The sequence below is a fragment of the Paenibacillus sp. 2KB_22 genome (assembly GCF_052115745.1).
In the GTDB taxonomy this organism is placed as follows: Bacteria; Bacillota; Bacilli; order Paenibacillales; family Paenibacillaceae; genus Paenibacillus.
Map to the genome: position 1 here is coordinate 58372 of NZ_JBFRHG010000002.1, position 18728 is coordinate 77099.

The 18728-nt window shown below is 47.9% G+C and carries 10 protein-coding genes; 9 read left to right on the forward strand and 1 reads right to left on the reverse strand.

All coding sequences use genetic code 11. The features are described 5' to 3' along the window. Nucleotides 1-44: 44 nt before the first annotated feature. Complete coding sequence (locus AB4111_RS11225) at nucleotides 45-455, reverse strand: phosphatidylglycerol lysyltransferase domain-containing protein (RefSeq protein WP_442032751.1); 411 nt, start codon at nucleotides 453-455, stop codon at nucleotides 45-47. Between the two features lie 84 nt (nucleotides 456-539). Between AB4111_RS11225 and AB4111_RS11230 the strand changes: the two genes are divergently transcribed. From AB4111_RS11230 to AB4111_RS11270, 9 genes are all read left to right on the forward strand, one after another. Next, nucleotides 540-1676 (forward strand): GntR family transcriptional regulator, encoded by a 1137-nt coding sequence (locus AB4111_RS11230; RefSeq protein ID WP_442031668.1) that lies wholly within the window; start codon nucleotides 540-542, stop codon nucleotides 1674-1676. A 171-nt stretch (nucleotides 1677-1847) separates the two neighbouring features. Continuing rightward, entirely contained in the window at nucleotides 1848-4073 is a 2226-nt protein-coding gene (locus tag AB4111_RS11235) for a hypothetical protein (protein ID WP_442031669.1), read from the forward strand. A 27-nt stretch (nucleotides 4074-4100) separates the two neighbouring features. After that, entirely contained in the window at nucleotides 4101-7175 is a 3075-nt protein-coding gene (locus AB4111_RS11240) for an alpha-mannosidase (protein ID WP_442031670.1), read from the forward strand. Nucleotides 7176-7200: 25 nt separating this feature from the next. After that, nucleotides 7201-8115: an ABC transporter permease gene (locus AB4111_RS11245; protein WP_442031671.1), complete on the forward strand. Its 915-nt coding sequence runs from the start codon at nucleotides 7201-7203 to the stop codon at nucleotides 8113-8115. A 12-nt stretch (nucleotides 8116-8127) separates the two neighbouring features. Continuing rightward, entirely contained in the window at nucleotides 8128-9024 is an 897-nt protein-coding gene (locus AB4111_RS11250) for a carbohydrate ABC transporter permease (protein WP_091020055.1), read from the forward strand. An 80-nt stretch (nucleotides 9025-9104) separates the two neighbouring features. Further along, complete coding sequence (locus AB4111_RS11255) at nucleotides 9105-10760, forward strand: extracellular solute-binding protein (protein ID WP_253436652.1); 1656 nt, start codon at nucleotides 9105-9107, stop codon at nucleotides 10758-10760. A 44-nt stretch (nucleotides 10761-10804) separates the two neighbouring features. Beyond that, nucleotides 10805-12811, forward strand: coding sequence for a glutaminase domain-containing protein (locus tag AB4111_RS11260; protein ID WP_442031672.1), 2007 nt, complete (start codon nucleotides 10805-10807; stop codon nucleotides 12809-12811). Between the two features lie 172 nt (nucleotides 12812-12983). Further along, the gene (locus AB4111_RS11265; RefSeq protein ID WP_442031673.1) at nucleotides 12984-16118 is read left to right on the forward strand and encodes a glycosyl hydrolase; all 3135 of its coding nucleotides are present in this window, start codon (nucleotides 12984-12986) and stop codon (nucleotides 16116-16118) included. Between the two features lie 283 nt (nucleotides 16119-16401). After that, the gene (locus tag AB4111_RS11270; protein ID WP_442031674.1) at nucleotides 16402-18438 is read left to right on the forward strand and encodes a GxGYxYP domain-containing protein; all 2037 of its coding nucleotides are present in this window, start codon (nucleotides 16402-16404) and stop codon (nucleotides 18436-18438) included. Nucleotides 18439-18728 lie beyond the last annotated feature (290 nt).

Here is an 18728-nt window from a genome sequence, read left to right on the forward strand (position 1 = left end):
AAGTTTGGAATAGAGCGATGAAAATATAAGAGATTATCAATCCGCTACATAATGCAATTAATGTTTGAAAATAGACCATTCTGTTCCGGAATGCAAGAGCAATCAATACCCCCGTGATGAAAGGATACATATTGAAATACAAGACGGACGAATTTCTCTTCGCAATGAGCATTTGAATTTTCACCTACCCGGGATAATGGAGACATTCCCAGATTGAAATAGGAGTATCCTTTTTTTTTTGCCCACTTTATTAGATTTACAAATAAGACATCCATCGTACCATTAGGTGTTTCGTTTAATTGTCTCATTAAATCAATAGAGATCAATCTGTTGTGGTCATAACCTGGTGCTAGTGTTGCAAAAGCCAAAATTTTGCCTTCGGCATCCCGGAGCATAGCAATAGGGAATCGCTGTAAAAAAGAAGGTGAGTCAAGGAATGAAGGATTGACAGGCATTATACGGTTGTTTATTGTACTTATATGTGTAAAAATATATTTTATATATAAAAATATAATGAATGAATTGGTGATGTGATTATCATGAGTACGAATGATCGAATACCGTTGTACCAACAAATTCAAGACTACATCCGCAAATTCATTGCTTCCGAAAATATGAAGCCGGGTGATCGAATACCGACAGAGAAGGAACTCATGGATCAATTTAACGTTAGCAAAATTACAGTTGTGAACGCCCTGACAGGTTTGGCTAACGAGAAATTGATTGCACGCGTCCCGGGGAAAGGAAGCTTTGTCGCGGAAGGCACAGATGCAGTAGACACCGTATTTTCTGAATCTCCGGCAGTGAAGGGAGGCAGATCGAGTACAAGAATGATTGGGGTGATCATGCCTACGATTCACGACTACTTTGCGATTCGACTCATCGAAGGGATCGAGCAGTCACTCAATCAGGAAGGCTATCGCAGCATGATCATGCTGACGCATGGCAACATCGAGAAAGAAAAGGATGCGATCAGGGAGTTAAAGGCACTTGGAACTGAGGGGCTGTTAATCTTTCCTGTGGATGAAGGTAACTATAACGAGGAGATTCTCGGCATGAAGTTATCCGGCTTCCCCTTTTTGCTGATTGACCGATATTTGCCTGGCGTCGAAACCCATTACATTGCGGCTGATGGAAGGTTGGGCGTGAGGCTGGCCGTTGAACATCTATGGGAGCTTGGACATCGTGATATAGCGATCTGCTCGGATTCTCCATTGCAAACCGTCACGGTCCAGGAGCGGATTGATGGTTATATTGAAGCACTGAAGGATAAAGAAGCATTGATTAACCCTGCACATATGATTACAGATTTCAAACCGCTGTCTGTTCTGAAGGATGCAGAAGCCCATCCATTGTACCGATATATCAGCAACAAGATGGTGACTGCTTATATATCGCTTAACGGAAGGCTGGGGGTTCAGATCTATCAAATGGCTAAGCAAGCCGGTCTTCGCATTCCCGAAGATGTATCGATTGTAAGCTTTGATGACCCCACTTCCATCGTGGAGGAATTCAGTATTTTTACGCATGTAAAACAATTTGAGAGAGAGATGGGAATCCGCGCAGCCAACCAGCTTCTCGAAGTCATTCGGAATAGCCGCGAGATTACGGGCTTCAGCAAAATTCTGATTGAACCTGAACTTGTCGTTCGTCAAACGACTGGAAGCTGTCCCTAATCATCATTTCAATGCTTAAATTCAAGTCTTTTCCGTAGATGTACGGAAAGGGCTTTTTTATTTTTCTCAAAAAAAACATATTGAATATATTCTTAATGTATATTATATTTTATGAAATGGTGAATATTTACAACAGAAGACCAATCCAACAGGGGCAGGGAGGTCAAAGCTGTGGTTAGAGATCGGAAAGAAGAACGAACCGGATTCCAGGAATCCGCACCCTATCATCCTGATTATGATCTGCAAACGGATTTTGTCATGGTCTATGGAATGGACGATACGATGCCGCAACGTATTCAGGAATGGAAGGATAAAGGGTACGTGGTCCATTTAATGACAGGGGTAGCATGGGGGACCTATAACGACTATCTGGACGGGGAAGTAGACGGGGAAACCCACTGGGATGAAGCCCAGATGGATCGCGATGGCGAGATGATTGTCCATGGGAAGGAACCTATTATTCCTTACATGGTCCCAACGGTTTCCTTTGGTAAATATGTCGCTGAACGCATACGTGCAGCTGTTGATGCGGGCGTAGAGGCGATTCATCTGGAAGAGCCTGAATTCTGGGTGAACGGAGGGTACTCGGAATCGTTTAAGAGAGAATGGCAGTTGTATTACAAAGAACCCTGGAGTCCGCCTCACTCCTCACCCGATGCACAGTTTCGGGCTTCCAAGTTGAAAGCGTATTTATACACACGTGTAATAGACCGATTGTGTACCGAGATGAAAGATTACGCTCTGAAACGTTACAATCGCATCTTGCGATTCTACGTTCCGACCCACAGCCTGATCAATTATACGCAGTGGCGAATTGTCAGCCCGCAGTCTCAATTGATTGAGCTTCCATCCGTTGATGGATATATTGCGCAAATCTGGACCGGGACTTCACGAACAGCGAACGTGTATGAAGGGGTGCGGAAAGAACGAACATTTGAAACCGCTTACCTCGAATATGGTGTCATGCAAGAGCTTGTGCGGGGTACAGACAGACGAATGTGGTTTCTGCATGACCCTATCGAGGACAATCCGAATTATACATGGGCCGATTATAAACAGAATTACCTGAAGACGGTTGCTGCTTCACTTCTCCATCCGGGAGTTTCCCATTACGAGGTTGCGCCTTGGCCGCGAAGAATCTTCAAAGGAACTTATCCTTCCGATGAAGGCACGCATAAAGAGCGGATTCCACCTGACTATGCAACGACATTGCTGCATGTCATGCACACGCTTGGCAACATGGATCAGGACCGGATTGAAATGGATGGTGAATCTCCCCGCATTGGTGTATTGATCGCCGACTCGGCCATGTTTCAACGCATGAAGCCTGAGCCGGAGGCACCGAATGCTGGAAAATATGACGGTACAGATCCGGAAGGATTCCAAGCGGATGGCGACACGGAGCTGCTGGATTTCTCTCCATTCTATGGTCTTGCTCTGCCATTGCTTAAACACGGAATACCTGTAAGACCCGTCCAGCTTGATAATGTGAGGCGCTATCCACATTACCTGGCTCCATATCGTGTCCTGCTGTTGAGTTATGAGTACATGAAGCCGGAGCACTCCGATATCCATTATGCACTGGCTCAATGGGTACAGGACGGTGGTGCGTTGATCTATGTGGGAGACGACAGCGACCCCTATCACAACATCCGGGCATGGTGGAATGATGACCAGCGCAGGGAAAGCACGAATACCATATATACCTCACCACGCGAGCACTTGTTTGAACAGCTAGGGCTTAAGGTAGAACAGGAAGGGATTCATCCTGTGGGCAAAGGGGCGGTGCATTGGCTTCCTGTACATCCGGCTGCATGTACGTCAAGTAAAGCGAGTGCAGATCAACTTCGCCAGACTGTGAAAGAAACATGGGAGAGACTACAGGATTCCAACTTTCGTTGGGAAGCCAAGCATTATTTTAAAATTAAACGTGGGCCCTACATCATAGCCTCTGTCCTGGAAGAGTCCATATCCGAAGAACCACTGGTTATCCCAGGTCCGGTGGTGGACTTGTTCGATCCTGACCTGCATGTTCGGCAAGAAGTAAGGTTGGCTCCTGGTGAGCAAGCACTGTTATACGACATTACGGCCGGAAGGCCACAGCAAGACAAGGTGAGCCTGATCTCTGCCTCTTCCAGAATCGAAGATCTGACGATAACGAATACAGGTTTTCAATGTGTAGCCAAGGGTCCGACCAACATGCAGGCCACCGCCAGATTCTATTGCTCATTTGAACCCATATCCGTTTGCAGTATAGATCAACATCAGACTGTGCCTGCCGAATGGAAATGGGATTCAAAATCGAAAACCGTACTGCTGAACTATGAGCATGGCAGCAAGAACAAGGTGGAGATTCAAGTAAGGTGGGATCGTGAGAATGCAAAAGCAAAATCTTGATGAACGAGAGGAGAGAACACAACAATTATGCCATATGAACCGATTAGACTCGGACATTTGAATCAAATGCTGTCCAAACTCCGTGAAGCCATATATGAGCCCATTGCCCAGTTGAATGTGACGGCATGGGTTACCCCGGAGCCTGTTCCATTCGAGGAAAGAATGTCAGGTCAGCAAATCACTCTTTCACAGGGCGAGCGTTGGGGGAAGTTATGGGATTGTGCCTGGTTTTGTTTTACAGGGAGCATCCCACCGTCCGGTAGTGACGCCAAGGCTGTTCTTCTGCTGGACGTGAACGGCGAACTCTGTCTGGTAGATCAGGAAGGAACACCTGTACAGGGTTTGACAACAATTAATTCAGAATTTGAATTCACACTGGGTCTCCCTGGGAAAAGAGTTGTTGAACTGGACCATTCGTCGATAACGGTGACGGACGGAGCATTCGAACTGTGGGCTGATGCTGGCAATAACGACTTATTTGGCAAATACCAGGGCGGTACGGTAAAAGAAGCGATTTTGGCACATTGTCGTGAAGATATACGAAGCTTGTATTACGACACCGAAGTGCTTCTGGAGACGGCAGAACACCTTCCTGTCAACATGGCGCGCAGAGAAAGGATTCTTCAATCCCTGTATGACGCTTCCATAGTATTGACGGAATTAACGCCTGACCGCATACATCGCGCCAAACTATTATTGAACGAACAATTATCACGTCGTGGCGGCGATCCTGTGCTGAACATAAGTGCGGTTGGGCATGCCCATATTGATTTGGCCTGGTTATGGCCAATTCGCGAAACGATCCGCAAGGGCGCAAGAACATTCTCCACGGTGCTTCGCATGATGGAACGTTATCCCGATTATGTGTTCGGAGCGAGTCAGCCTCAGCTATACGATTGGATGAAGCAGCACTATCCCAAGCTGTATGACCAGATCAAGGAACGGGTGCAGGAAGGCAGATGGGAACCGCAAGGGGCCATGTGGGTCGAGTCGGATACCAATGTGCCAGGCGGTGAATCTCTTGTACGCCAGATTCTGTACGGCAAACGTTATTTCCAACAGGAATTTGGAATGGAGATGAAGTCGCTGTGGATGCCAGATGTGTTTGGCTACTCCGCAAGCTTGCCGCAGTTGTTGAAGAAATCCGGTGTAGATTACATGATGACCCAGAAGCTCTCCTGGAGTGAGTACAACCGCCATCCTCACCATTCCTTTCTGTGGGAAGGAATCGACGGTTCATCGGTGTTAACACATATGCCACCTGAGGATACGTACAACAGTCCGGCCGCTCCACGTTCCATTGCCAAAGCAGAGCGGGAGTATCTGGACAAAAATGTTTCCAGCCACGCATTGATGCTCTTCGGCATTGGAGACGGCGGCGGCGGGCCGGGAGAAGAGCATTTGGAACGGTTGGAGCGGGAGAAGAACCTGCTCGGTCTGGCGCCTGTTGTGCAGGAACCTTCCTGGAAATTTTTTGAACGATTGAATGAAGAAAGAGAGCGATTCCAGACCTGGCGTGGGGAGTTGTATCTCGAAAAGCACCAAGGAACCCTGACCAGTCAGGCACGGAGCAAGTGGTATAACCGCAAGATGGAGAAAGCTCTGCGCGAGCTGGAATTTGCTGCTGTACTGGCGGCCCGCATGGGCAAGTCTTATCCGGCGGAAGCATTGGAGACGATCTGGAAGGAAGTGCTTCTGTACCAGTTCCATGATATCCTCCCCGGATCTTCGATTAAGCGAGTATATGATGAGTCGTTAATACGGTATGAAGCATTGCTCCAGCAGACGGAAGGCATGATCACCGAAACCTACAGCTATATTACAGATTACATCTCTTCCCAAGAGGAAAGCTCCAATTCAACTGTGGTATTCAACTCACTACCGTGGGAACGTCAGGAATGGCTGCACATCCATGGACGATGGCATAAGGTGCAGGTTCCATCCATGGGCTACACCGTGGTATCTGATCATGAAGATCAGGAGGTCATGGGGGAGATCGCAACTGGTATTGAAACGGATGTTGCTGCGCTGGAAACAGATTTCCGTGACACAGCCAAGGAGTACAGTATGGAGAATGACATTCTCATCGTGAAATTTGACCCCAATGGCGGCATCACCTCAATCCTCGATAAACTGGAGTCCCGTGAAATCATCCTGCAAGGACAGCGGGGGAACGACCTTCGCGTATATCATGATGAAGGCGATGCCTGGGATTTCCGCCATGATTATTCAGCGCAAGTGGGGATGCCATTAATTCTGAATGATATCCGTGAGGTTCGGGATGGTCCGAAAGTTGGGCTGGTTTTTGATTACATCTACGGAGAATCGTCTCTAACCCAAACCGTTATTTTAACTGAGGGCAGTCGGCGTATTGATTTTGAAACGGTCGTGGATTGGCAGGAAAACGGTAAAATGTTACGCACTTCGTTCCCGGTGCAGATTCGTACCGATCAGGTTCACTGTGAAATCCAGTTTGGCAGCCTGAGCAGACCGACTCACCGCAATACGATGTGGGACTTTGCCAAGGATGAGATTTGCGCTCACCAATGGGTGGATATATCAGAACCGGATTACGGAGTCGCCTTAATCAACGATTGCAAATACGGGCATCGAGCCATTAACAATGTGCTTGACCTTCATTTGCTGCGCAGCAGTTCCTACCCGGATCCGGTGGCGGATCGTGCAGAGCACCAATTCACCTATTCGTTATATCCGCATCAGGGGAACCATGTTCAGGCTGAAATTTATCGAAGAGGCAATGAACTCAATATTCCGCTGCGCCTGAGTTCCTTGTCTGCACCTTCAATGGATGTAGAAGAGGAAAAGCTACCTTACACGAAAGCGTTCCTGCAGCCGGATCATCCGCACATCATGGTGGAGTCAATCAAAAAAGCCGAGGACAGCAATGACATTATCGTCCGTCTGTATGAGACCTCGGGAACCCGGGTCAAAACGAAACTGTCAATCGGTTGGAATGCTGAAGAAGTCTGGGAAGTGGATCTCATGGAGAATAACATTTCATCGCTGGAGCTGCACAATCAATCTGACGTAGTTGTATCCTTCACACCATTCGAGATCATCTCGCTGCGATTGAAAGGGTAGGTTAAGGGAAAGGAGCGTTGGGAATGTGATTAAGAACAGTGTGTTAATGAAGCGAATCTGGAAGCATAAGCTCTTTTACTTGTTCATGTTACCTGGCATCATCTGGTTCTTCCTATTCTCTTATGTTCCCTTATATGGAATTCAGGTTGCCTTCAGGGACTATACCTTCGTTGGCGGTTTTACCGGAAGTCCCTGGGCAGGCTTCAAGTATTTTCAACAGTTCTTTAACTATTATCAATCCGGTGATATCATCCGCAACACGGTGATTATCAGTCTTATGAAGCTGTTAATCGGCTTTCCGATGCCAATCATTCTTGCCATTCTTTTAAACGAAATACGCATGATCAGGTTCAAGAAAACCGTTCAGACACTTTCCTATTTACCCTACTTTGTATCCTGGATTGTGGTTGTCACCCTGATGCAGAGATTGCTCACGCCATACGGCGGGCCAGTGAATGATTTGCTGGGGTCGTTCGGAACCGAGCCGATCCAATTCCTGAACAATCCCACCTGGTTCTATCAGATGATTGTTGGATCGGATATTTGGAAGAACATCGGCTGGAACTCCATCATATTCATGGCTGCGATTGCCGGAATTGACCAGCAGCAATATGAAGCTGCCAAGATCGATGGTGCAGGGCGTTTCCAACAGATGTGGCATGTGACCCTGCCGGGTATCCGTAATGTCGCCATTATATTATTTATTCTCGCCGTGGGTAACTTGATGAGCGCGGGTTATGAGCAGCTGCTTCTCCTGAATGGACCTGCGACCGCTGGCATGGGCAGTGTACTCGACGTGCACGCCATTAACTCGGGTATCCGGGAAGGGCGTCTAAGTTACGCGGCAGCTGTGGGGCTGTTCCAGAGTGTAATTGGGCTGATTTTGGTGCTAACGGTCAACCGGATTGCCCGCAAAGTCAGTGATGTATCCCTGTTCTAAGGAGGTGATGTGATGACACGTAAATGGTCCTTATTTTCCGTTATAAACTATACCATTCTCGCTTTGGTCGGATTCTCCATGATCTACCCGTTTATTTACATTCTGGCGTACTCGCTGAATGACGGCAAGGATTCCATGCAGGGCGCGATCTATTTCCTTCCACGACAATTTACACTGGAGAACTATGCCCAGGTATTTGATAACGCGCGCATCTGGAAGGCGTATCAGATCACCATCATGCGAACCGTGCTGGGTACGTTCCTTCATGTGATTCTGTGTACACTGATGGCTTACGCGCTCTCGAAGAAATCATTGCCGGGCCGCTCATTTTTCACCTTTTACATCTTTTTGCCTACGATTTTCAGTGCCGGATTCATCCCGTTCTTTATTACGCTTCAGAAGCTGCATCTGATCAATACGTTCTGGGTGTACGTCTTGCCGCTGTTATTCAACTTCATGCATATCATCATTATCCGGACCTTTCTGCAAGGAATTCCGGAAGAGCTGGAGGAATCAGCCCACATTGACGGGTATGGGGATTTTCAAATCTTCATTCGCATCATTCTGCCTCTCTCGGGACCCGTACTGGCAACGATCTCCCTCTTCATTGGGGTCGCCCACTGGAATGACTGGTTCTCGGGTGCCTACTATGTGTCCAACAAGGATCTGATTCCGGTGCAAACCCTCTTGCAGGAGATGCTGACCGAAGCGGAGTCGCTGTCCAATTCGATGCAGCGCGCAGCACAACAGGGCGGGCAGACGATTGGCAGTTCAGGCGGAGCGGGTGCGACACCCGAATCCCTGCGTATGGCTTTGCTCGTCATTACGGTCTTCCCGATCCTGTGTATCTACCCGTTCCTGCAACGATATTTCGTAAAAGGAGTGATGATCGGTTCGGTGAAAGGTTAGGTGATCCTAACCTGGAATTTGCTGAGTTTTATCAGGCTTGACCCAGATCATTCATCATCATATTTCAGGAGGCGATTGGTTTGAACCGAATTTGGTCGAAAGGCGTATCCGTATTACTCGTGTCCATCTTGGTTGGAGGATCGTTGAGCGGATGCACGGATTCATCAGGAAACGGGAATAGCGGAGAAGCAGCTGATGGTTCATACAAACTCAAAATATTGCACAACTGGAACGGTTCGGGTGGTTCGGATAACGGAATAACGCCTGTGGAAGAAGTCATCAAGGAGAAGACTGGCGTCACGCTGGATTGGGAGTATACCAAAGGCAGTGAGACGGAGAAGGTAAACCAGATATTTGCCACGCAGGATCTGCCGGATATCTATACCGGACCCGCATGGGGAGGTGAGCTGGATGGCATTATCAAGGCGGCCAAAGAAGGGCAGCTCGTCGATATTTCCGACAAATTGGGGGACTACCCTAATCTTGCGAAATCCATTGCTGAAGAAAATGTACCCCCAGCGCTCTACGAAAAAGCGATTAATGCCTATGACGGCAAAAAATATCTGCTCCTGCAAAACCAGCCTGCCCAGAATGAAGATGGCATGGATTGGCTGTACGGCTTCTATGTTCGCAAGGATATCGCGGATAAGGTCGGTATAGACCCTCAATCGGTCGTGACAAAGGAGGAATTCTATAACTTCCTCAAAGCAATCAAGGATGCCAATCTGCAAGAGAACGGGCAGCCGGTCTTTCCATTAGGTGGTTTCAGCAACGGCTGGTCCGTCGGCATCGGCAATACCATGTTCAATTCGGGTGGCAGTTATGTTGACAAAGGTGACGGAACGGTAGAGCATAACTTTTTCACCAAAGGTTATGAAGAATACACCCTGTTCTATCGGAAACTGGTTGAAGAAGGGTTAATGGACCCTGAAGCATTCACCCAGACTGACCCGATCGCCAAGGAGAAAATCAATCAGGGCCGCATCGCCATTCTGGCCGCACACTATCCGGCCATTCTGGATGCCTCCAAAGAATATGTTACTTCACACCCTGGAAGCGATTACATCCCGATCGGCCCTTTGGAGCGTGCAGATGTTGAACCGAATCGCCCTGCGGATCTGGGCATTCAGGGCAACAACGTAACAGCGATCACCAAAAACTGCAAGGGCGCATGTGTAGATGCGGCGCTGAAGTTCCTCGATTACATGGCCTCCGATGAAGGATTTATGCTGGCAAGATACGGAGTGCAGGGCGTTCATTGGGATATGAAGGAGGGTAAACCTGTTGCCAATAAGGAGTGGTTCGATAAATTTACGGCAGATCAATCGGGTAAAGTTCGCAAGAACGAAGGCATTTCCATTGGTCTGGAATCCATCACGGGGCCTGATCGAATCAATTCGGTCGCAGGCGGAGATATCTGGGCCGATCAGAAACGGCTTGATGCCATGGAACAAGCCAGAAAAATTCTGCGCCCTAATGGCATTCATGTCATTACAGCCTATAACCCGGGCGATGTGATGACCAAAGCACCGGAATGGGAGATGCTGAAGCCTTCCATGGACCGGATGGGTGATGCCTGGAAGGAAGCAATCTTTGCGAAATCGGATGAAGCGGCGTTGGGCATTATCAACGAGCTTCGCGAGCAGCTTCGAAAGACCGGATATGATCAAGCCATGCAGTTTACGAACGAAAACTTGAAAGGGAAAGACGTAGTTACCGTTCAGATGCCGAACTGATCACCCCCATATTCTTAATTTTAAATTAAAGGAGTTGCATTCATATGACGACTGAGTTCAGACCGCCTTCCGTACCTCTGGTTACTGTGGACCCTTATTTTAGCGTATGGTCAGCCGCGGACCATCTGTATGAAGATCATACCCGGCATTGGACGAACAAAACGAATGGCATGGTGGGCTTGGCGGTGATCGATGGAAAGCTTCGACGATTTATGGGGAAAGTGGGATCGGAGGAGCGTACAGCTGTCCAGGAACCTGAAGTGCTGGTGCAGACCAACCTGACTGTCCAGCCCGTAACGACTCGATATACGTTTCAAGGGGAAGGAATTGAACTTCATGTTCAGTTCAATTCACCTTTATTGCTGGATGATCTGGACCTGTTATCCAGGCCGGTGACGTATTTGACTTTTCAGGCCAAATCCATCGATGGGGCATCCCATCAAGTCAAAATATATTTTGACGTGACAGGTGAATGGTGTGTAAACACATCCGACCAACACATTACATGGGAACGCCATGTGATTGAGGGGCCATTGAATGTCATGTCCATGGGAACTGTGGATCAGCCCGTATTACAGCTTGCCGGTGATGATACACGAATCGATTGGGGATATATGGTTCTGGCTGTTCCCCAATCTTCCGATATCCAGACGGCGATTCATTCAGTAACAGGCCGTGAGCAGTATGCACGCACTGGACAATTGCCGATCGAAGATGATCATCCTCAGCCGCGAGCTGTATCGGACAACATGCCGGTTATGGCCGCCGAGATCGATCTGGGGGCTGTCCGGGACGAACCGATATCCGAATTTCTCATGCTTGCGTATGACGATATCCGTGCGATTGAATATTTTCAACAGCCTTTACATGCCTATTGGAAAAGAAATGGATTAACGTTTCATGAAATGCTATTACTGGCAGCTCAACAATACGAAGAGATTCAGCAGCGCTGTGACAGCTTTAATCTTGAACTCATGGCAGAGAGTCAGGCCGCAGGCGGTGAGAAATACCGGGATATTGTGGCGCTAACCTACAGACAGGCGATTGCAGCGCATAAGCTGGTTGCCGATGAGGAGGGGAATGTTCTATTTTTCTCCAAAGAGAATTTCAGCAATGGATGTATCGCTACGGTGGATGTCAGCTACCCTTCGATCCCATTATTCCTGAGATACAACCCTGAACTGATCAAGGGCATGATGCGTCCAATTTACAAGTATGCGATGAGCCCGGATTGGACGTTTGATTTTGCTCCTCATGATGTAGGAACCTACCCTAGGGCCAACGGTCAGGTGTATGGAGAGAATAAGCTGGAATACCAGATGCCGATTGAGGAATGCGGCAATATGCTACTGATGGCTGCGGCGGTCAGCAAATATGAGGGAGATATCGAATTTGCTCGGCAGCATTGGGAACCTCTTACGCGATGGGCAGATTATTTGCTGCACAATGGACTCGATCCTGTAAACCAGCTGTGCACGGATGACTTCGCCGGGCATCTGGCGCACAATACCAATTTATCGATCAAGGCCATATTGGGTATTGCTGCGTATTCCTACCTGTGTGAAAAGCTCGGTTTGCAGGAAGGGGCGAAGTACCTGGAGGAAGCTCGGAACATGGCTCAGGAGTGGGTGTCCATGGCAGATGCCGGGGACCATTATAAGCTGACGTTTGACAGTCCAACCGAGTCATGGAGCATGAAGTACAATCTGGTGTGGGATCATCTGCTCGACCTGCACCTGTTCCCGAAAGAGATCGCCGCCAAGGAACTTGAATATTACATGAACAAACAAAACCGCTATGGCCTGCCGCTGGATAGCCGTGAAACGTATACCAAATCCGATTGGATGGTATGGTGTGCCTCCATGAGTTCAACGAAAGCGCAGTTTGAGTCTTTCATTTCACCGCTGTGGGATTTCATGAATGAAACTTCGTCTCGTGTTCCCGTAACGGATTGGTATGACACGATCACCGCTAAACAGATGAATTTTCAGAATCGTTCTGTGGTCGGCGGCTTCTTTATCCAATTACTCATGCAACAGCCTACAGACTAAATGGGTGTGAAGGCAGGTGGTGAATATGAAGGCAGGCGCATAGGAAGTCTGTGATCATTTACAGCAGCTCAAGCAGCAATTTGCGAATCCGGATGCAACGTATCGTCCGCAGCCTTTCTGGTTTCTGAATCATGCGCTGGAGAAGACCGAACTGGAGAGTCAGATTCAATCCATGTATGAAGCGGGTGTCGGCGGTGTGGTTCTGCATGCCCGGCACGGAATGCTAATCCCATATCTCTCGCCGGAATTTATGGATGTGCTGGAGTTTTGCACAGCAGAATGCAAGAAACGGAATATGGTCGTCTGGCTGTACGATGAGGAGAATTGGCCGAGCGGAACCTTGGGCGGCAGACTGACACGGGAACAACCGGAATATCGCATGCGTTATTTGAGAATAGAGGAAAAGCGATATGTGCGAGATGCGCCGCAGGAAAGCTTGAAGCTGGATTTTGCCTCCCATGATCACAATGAGCTGATTGCCATCCTGGCCTATCGCGCGGTTAACCGCAATGGAGAGTGGTTGCTTCATGATGAACCGGAAAATATCACGCATTGTTGGGGAGAGGAGTGGAGTCCGGGTCACGCCCATGATTCTTATATTGTTCTCGCTTGCTGGTCATGTGAGATTGCTGAGGGAATCACCTTCGCTAAAGGGTATTATCTGGATACATTGAATCCGGAAGCGGTTCAGTCTTTCATTCGGATGTCTTATGAACCGTTTCTGGCATTAAAGCCCTATTACGGATCAACCATTCAAGGGGTGTTTACTGACGAGCCGGGTCTTATGATTCACGATGGCTTCGTCGGGGTGGAGGCCATCCGAACCGCCGTTCATGATGTGGATGCTACGTTGCCTGGGCTCGTCTTCGCTTGGACCGAGGGAATGGCTGAACGATATCAGCAAGAGAACGGGTATGATCTAATCCCGCGGTTGGGGGCATTGTTGTATCCCATGGCAGACGGCAGCCGATCCGCAAGACAGCAATATTATGATACGATCACCCGCTGGTACGTGGATGGATATCATGCAGCGATTCGTACATGGTGTGAACAATCCGGTCTGCTCTACATCGGTCATACGCTGGAGGAGCCTGTCTGGGGGCAGGCTCGATCTCAAGGCAATCAGACCCGGGTATTGCAGCAATTCCACTATTCAGGCGTGGATTATCTCACTCCCGGCATCGGGTCAAAGGCGAATCCGCATCGCATTGTGTCCGTCAAGACGGCGGCTTCTGTCGCGCAGCTGAACAGGAAGGAACGGGTGATCTGTGAAGCCTTTGGTGCAAGTGGTCATGGTTATTCCATGCGCCAGCGGCGACTTGATGCCAATTTTATGGCTTTCTTGGGAGTTAATCTGTTTATTCCGCATGCATTCTATTATTCGTTTGCCGGGTATCGGAAGACCGACTTTCCACCGACTGAATTCAAACATGCACCCCATTGGCTGCATTATCGTGCTTTTGCCGATTATATAGGGCGATTGAGTCTGCTTGGAGCAAAAGGAAAACGAACGCCGGAAGTTCTGCTGTTATCGCCTATCCATACGGTATATGAAACCATGTTCACATCAGGCGAAGCAAACATGCAGCCTTCATCAGATGTGCTGTTCTCGCTTTTGTCAGATCGCTTGCTGCGATCATCTATCGACTACGACTATGTGGATGAATGCCAGCTTCGCGAAGCGCTCCTTGTTGAAGGAGAGGGTTTGCAATTTGATGGCCATGGATATTCGATCCTCGTTATGCCGGAGATAGAGGTGATGTCAAGGGATGTTGCAGCTAGGCTTGTATCCTTTGTTAACCAGGGCGGCACGTTAATTGCGATAGGTACGATTCCGCAGCATAGTGAATCTTTGCGGCATGATCCGGTGTTGTTGAAGGATATCCAGCAGCTGTTTGGTTCCGATCCGCCGCACGGAAAATTACGTGCTGTTGGCAAGGGTCACAGCCTCTTTTATTCCATGGATGACGCTGTTCATCAAGGCGGTCAGAGTCAGCGTCTGGATCAACTCGAAGCGTTTTGTATTCAATTAGGGGAGTTGATCAGAGAACCACCGGTAATACGATGGGATTGGATTGAAGGTCAGTCTGACGATTTGATTAGCGTCGAACGCAGAATTGGAAATCTGGTGTATGTATGGCTGATGAATTGGTCGGAGCACTCCGTGACCATTAAGCTCATTTGCGATGAAAAGAAAGGTGGCTTGGAAGAGTGGGAGTTGGAGAGTGGAAGCGTATGCAGCATTGACGCTGAATCGTTCCTTTCATTCGTACCCGGAGAGCTGCGTGTGCTGTCGGTAAGCCCCCAAGAGAGCTCCTCTTTTCCGCAAGAACGTACGGATCATGCGGAGTATACAGAGCAAGCGTGCCTGGGAGATAAATCTTTTTCCATGAATGTGGTAGAGGTCATTCTGGATGAGCAGTGGGAGTTCAGGACCGCAGGCCCCAACGTTCTTCTGCTAGATCAATGGCATGTCACGTTGAATGACCGACATTCCAGGATGAACGCGACCATGCCCGGGCAAGTAAATACGTATCGCACGACGTTTGGCATGACGCCAAAATTGATTGAACGGCTTCAATCCCGGTGTGGTTTGGATCGTTCTGGTAAGGCGGGAGAAGAATCATGGGGCAGGATGGAATTGCTTCTGGATGATGTAGATCAGAACATTCCATCCCATATCGGATTTTTGCAGCGTAGGCGTAATCTGGAAATATTCGTCAATGGGGTACGTCAGGAAGCGTTAAGACGCTCTTCGTGGCAGGATGGTGATTATGACAGTGTAGATATCACTCCACATTTGTTGGCTGGTGAGAATGAGCTGGAAATTCTGACGGTTTCGTTATTGGAGCCGATGCCTGCTATTTCATTCCCAGCATTTCTGATTGGTCCGTTCGCGATAGAAAACGATACGACGTTAAATACCGATGTGAAACAATGGGGTGGAAGTTGGAATACTGCTGGCTATCCTTATTATTCAGGTACGGGTGTCTACTCGCAGCAGGTTGATCTGTCTAACGTAAACTTAGCTGCAAATGAGGAGCTATGGCTGGTAGCCGAAGATATAAGGGAGACAGCAAGCCTATATGTGAATGATATTGAAGCAGGTATTCGTTTATGGCCGCCTTATCAATGGAACATAACGCTATATATTCAAGAAGGATTGAATGAAATGAACTTACATGCCGCAAATACACTGGAGAATTTGTATGGAAAGTCAGCGCTGACCTCAGGAATTAATGGACAGGTGAGGTTGATCCGACGAACGCGAAGAACATCACAGACGCAACATCACAACAAATCATAAAAAACATTAAAAATGCGTGTTCAAAAAGTCAGTTTTTCAGCACCGAAGCTTATGCTTCCGAAGTGCGTTTTTTCAAAACGCTGGAGTTGGATGAAGCTAGGGACGGAGTAGCGGAGCTACACGTTTTTGGAGAAAACGGCTTCGAAAGCATGTGCTTGAGAACCTACGTGAGCAACGGAAGGCCCGGCTGAATTCAAGATTCGATGTCGAATCCGCTTCTCGAGTTACCTCGTGATCAAAATTTGACTTTTTGAACAACCTCTTAAAAGGAGATATGAACTTTATGATTCGTAAATTAACCGTTTTGTGTGTTGCCCTGGTCTGTACAACCGTGTTATCGGCTAGTGCAATTGCTGCCACAGATGAGTTGAAGCATACCAACTCTTTGAAGTGGCCGCAAAATCAAGCGCTTCCAACTTTCAACAAAGTAGAACGTTTGGATGTGGCGAATGTATATGAGGAATCTGGCGATATCAAATTGCTTTTGACGACGCTTGAAGGGGTAATCAATCGAGAAAAGCCGCGAATCTACATTCAACAGAATAAAGTAGACCCTTGGCTGCAGGACTTGAACGTCCCTTACAAGCAGCATGACAACGTAATGGATGTTCTCAAGAAATATGCGAAAGAGATCAAAGGCATTATCGTATATGATCCGCAGCTGCCGGACTCCATTAATGTGGCAACGACACTTGCCGGACTCAAAAATGCTGTTGTTGCCAGTCCTGAACTGGCTCAACAATTGACTGCTGCACCGTATCATCTGTCGGTAATCGAAGACTTGCAGGGCAAGTTCAAGAATCGTATTGATGCATACAACTGGCAGTATGAGCATCTCTGGAGCCAGACCACTCAACGAATGTTGGTCGGATTGAGTCCAGACACCTCCATCCCGATTCCGTCCGGAAATTTTGATTCATTCCAAACGGTTGGAGTCGAGAAGGAACAGATTCGTGATGCAAGCAACAGGAAGACCTATGACTATGACTTGTCATCCTATTTGGGAAAAGAAGCGGTCTACCTCCGCTTTAATGATGCCTTTCCTCAGGATGGCTGGGGGCCTGCCGTTCATCAAGTGACGGTGAAAGCAGATGGACAGATTATTGCGGATTTCAAAACGGGTTCTTCTGAGGAAGAAGCGTTTCTCTATGACCGACATAATTCCAAATTTTTGCCTGGAAGCGATCACCGCTTCGCAGATAATGGAAACTACTTTGTATACGAATTTAAGCCTGCAGCGGACACAAAGCAACTAACCGTATCGATCGAGATGTGGAACCAATACAAGGTATCTGCGAGCAATGTTCAACCACTCTCGTCTGAAGAAAAGGAACCTTATGGATATCTCCGCGATTATGCTGTAGCGAACAAAGCCATGGTGTTCTGGTTGTCTACCAGTGTGCCAGAGGAAAAGGCGCTATTTGAGAAGATTCTGTCCGATGTAAAACCAGGGACACCTTATCTGGGTTGGTTCGACAATGATTTTGAAGGCGAAGTTGCTGGCATAGAACTCACATCTCGCCATGGTGTCTATGTTGTTCCTTCCGACTGGTTCCATAACATGACCGTATTTTCAGGAACAAACGTAAAACAACAGCCTGCTCCCAAACCGGTAAAATCCAAGCTGGAGAACAAAATCTATGTAACCTATACCTTTGGCGAAGGTGACAACCTGCAATACGATCAGAATCATATGCGCAACCTGTGGGCTGATCCCGCTCGGGGTAAAGTGCCTATCAACTGGACTTCCAGTCCGTTACTCTACGATGCAGCGCCTGCCATTCTAAACTATTACCGTTCAACGGCGACACCAAATGATCAGCTAGTTGCAGGCCCATCCGGAGTGGGTTACTTCAATCCAAATGTCTGGCCAACAGACACATTCCCGGAGTATCTGAAACAAACCTTCTCTTATCTGAAGAAAACAAACATGTCGTACCCTTTTGTACTCAATCGTGAACTTGGAAAAGACGTTCCGCTGAGTGATTCGATTGCAGCTGCGTATGAGAAGAACTATAAACTTCCAGGCCTGTTCCTCGCAGGGGAGGACAAAGCCAATGTTCAAATCATGAATGACAGCTTTCCGGTCTCCATTCTGCGAGGCATCTCAACGGTGCAGGATGGTAACGATATTTTGAATCGTACCAAGACCGAATGGGATGGCAAATCTCCAACGTTTATTTCGGTTGGGATTAATGCATGGAGCATGACCCCATCGGATGTGCTGGCGATTACGGAATCTCTTGGAGCCGAGTTCCAGGTGGTTAAGGCGGACGAATATTTCTCGCTGATCCGAAAAGCGTACGGCTTGTCCAAGTAAGATTGCAAAGTGAGCTTAAGGACCTTTGGGTCGTCTACAAAGCAATCGGAAGCTCGAATCTCGCAAAGCGATTTATAGATATTCAAATATCATTCGGCCAATAAAAGACCTGCCGGATCCTTGCGGATCAGGCGGGTCTTTAGCTTGTTAATACGTTTATTATGGTAAGAATCTGAATCTGTATCATATCCCTATGTAAACAATGAATCCAATTAAAATAATCGAAAAGAAATAATTCTATAAACCGTTATAGTATCTGTTATACAGAGGTAAGAATAAGTAAGGAGCCG

What these genes read in the sequence shown, in the direction of transcription:
- AB4111_RS11230 (WP_442031668.1), top strand. Translation starts at nt 540, where the DNA reads ATGAGTACGAATGATCGAATACCGTTGTACCAACAAATTCAAGACTAC.
- AB4111_RS11250 (WP_091020055.1), top strand. Translation starts at nt 8,128, where the DNA reads ATGACACGTAAATGGTCCTTATTTTCCGTTATAAACTATACCATTCTC.
- AB4111_RS11260 (WP_442031672.1), top strand. Translation starts at nt 10,805, where the DNA reads ATGACGACTGAGTTCAGACCGCCTTCCGTACCTCTGGTTACTGTGGAC.
- AB4111_RS11265 (WP_442031673.1), top strand. Translation starts at nt 12,984, where the DNA reads ATGTATGAAGCGGGTGTCGGCGGTGTGGTTCTGCATGCCCGGCACGGA.
- AB4111_RS11225 (WP_442032751.1), bottom strand. Translation starts at nt 455, where the DNA reads ATGCCTGTCAATCCTTCATTCCTTGACTCACCTTCTTTTTTACAGCGA.
- AB4111_RS11240 (WP_442031670.1), top strand. Translation starts at nt 4,101, where the DNA reads ATGCCATATGAACCGATTAGACTCGGACATTTGAATCAAATGCTGTCC.
- AB4111_RS11270 (WP_442031674.1), top strand. Translation starts at nt 16,402, where the DNA reads ATGATTCGTAAATTAACCGTTTTGTGTGTTGCCCTGGTCTGTACAACC.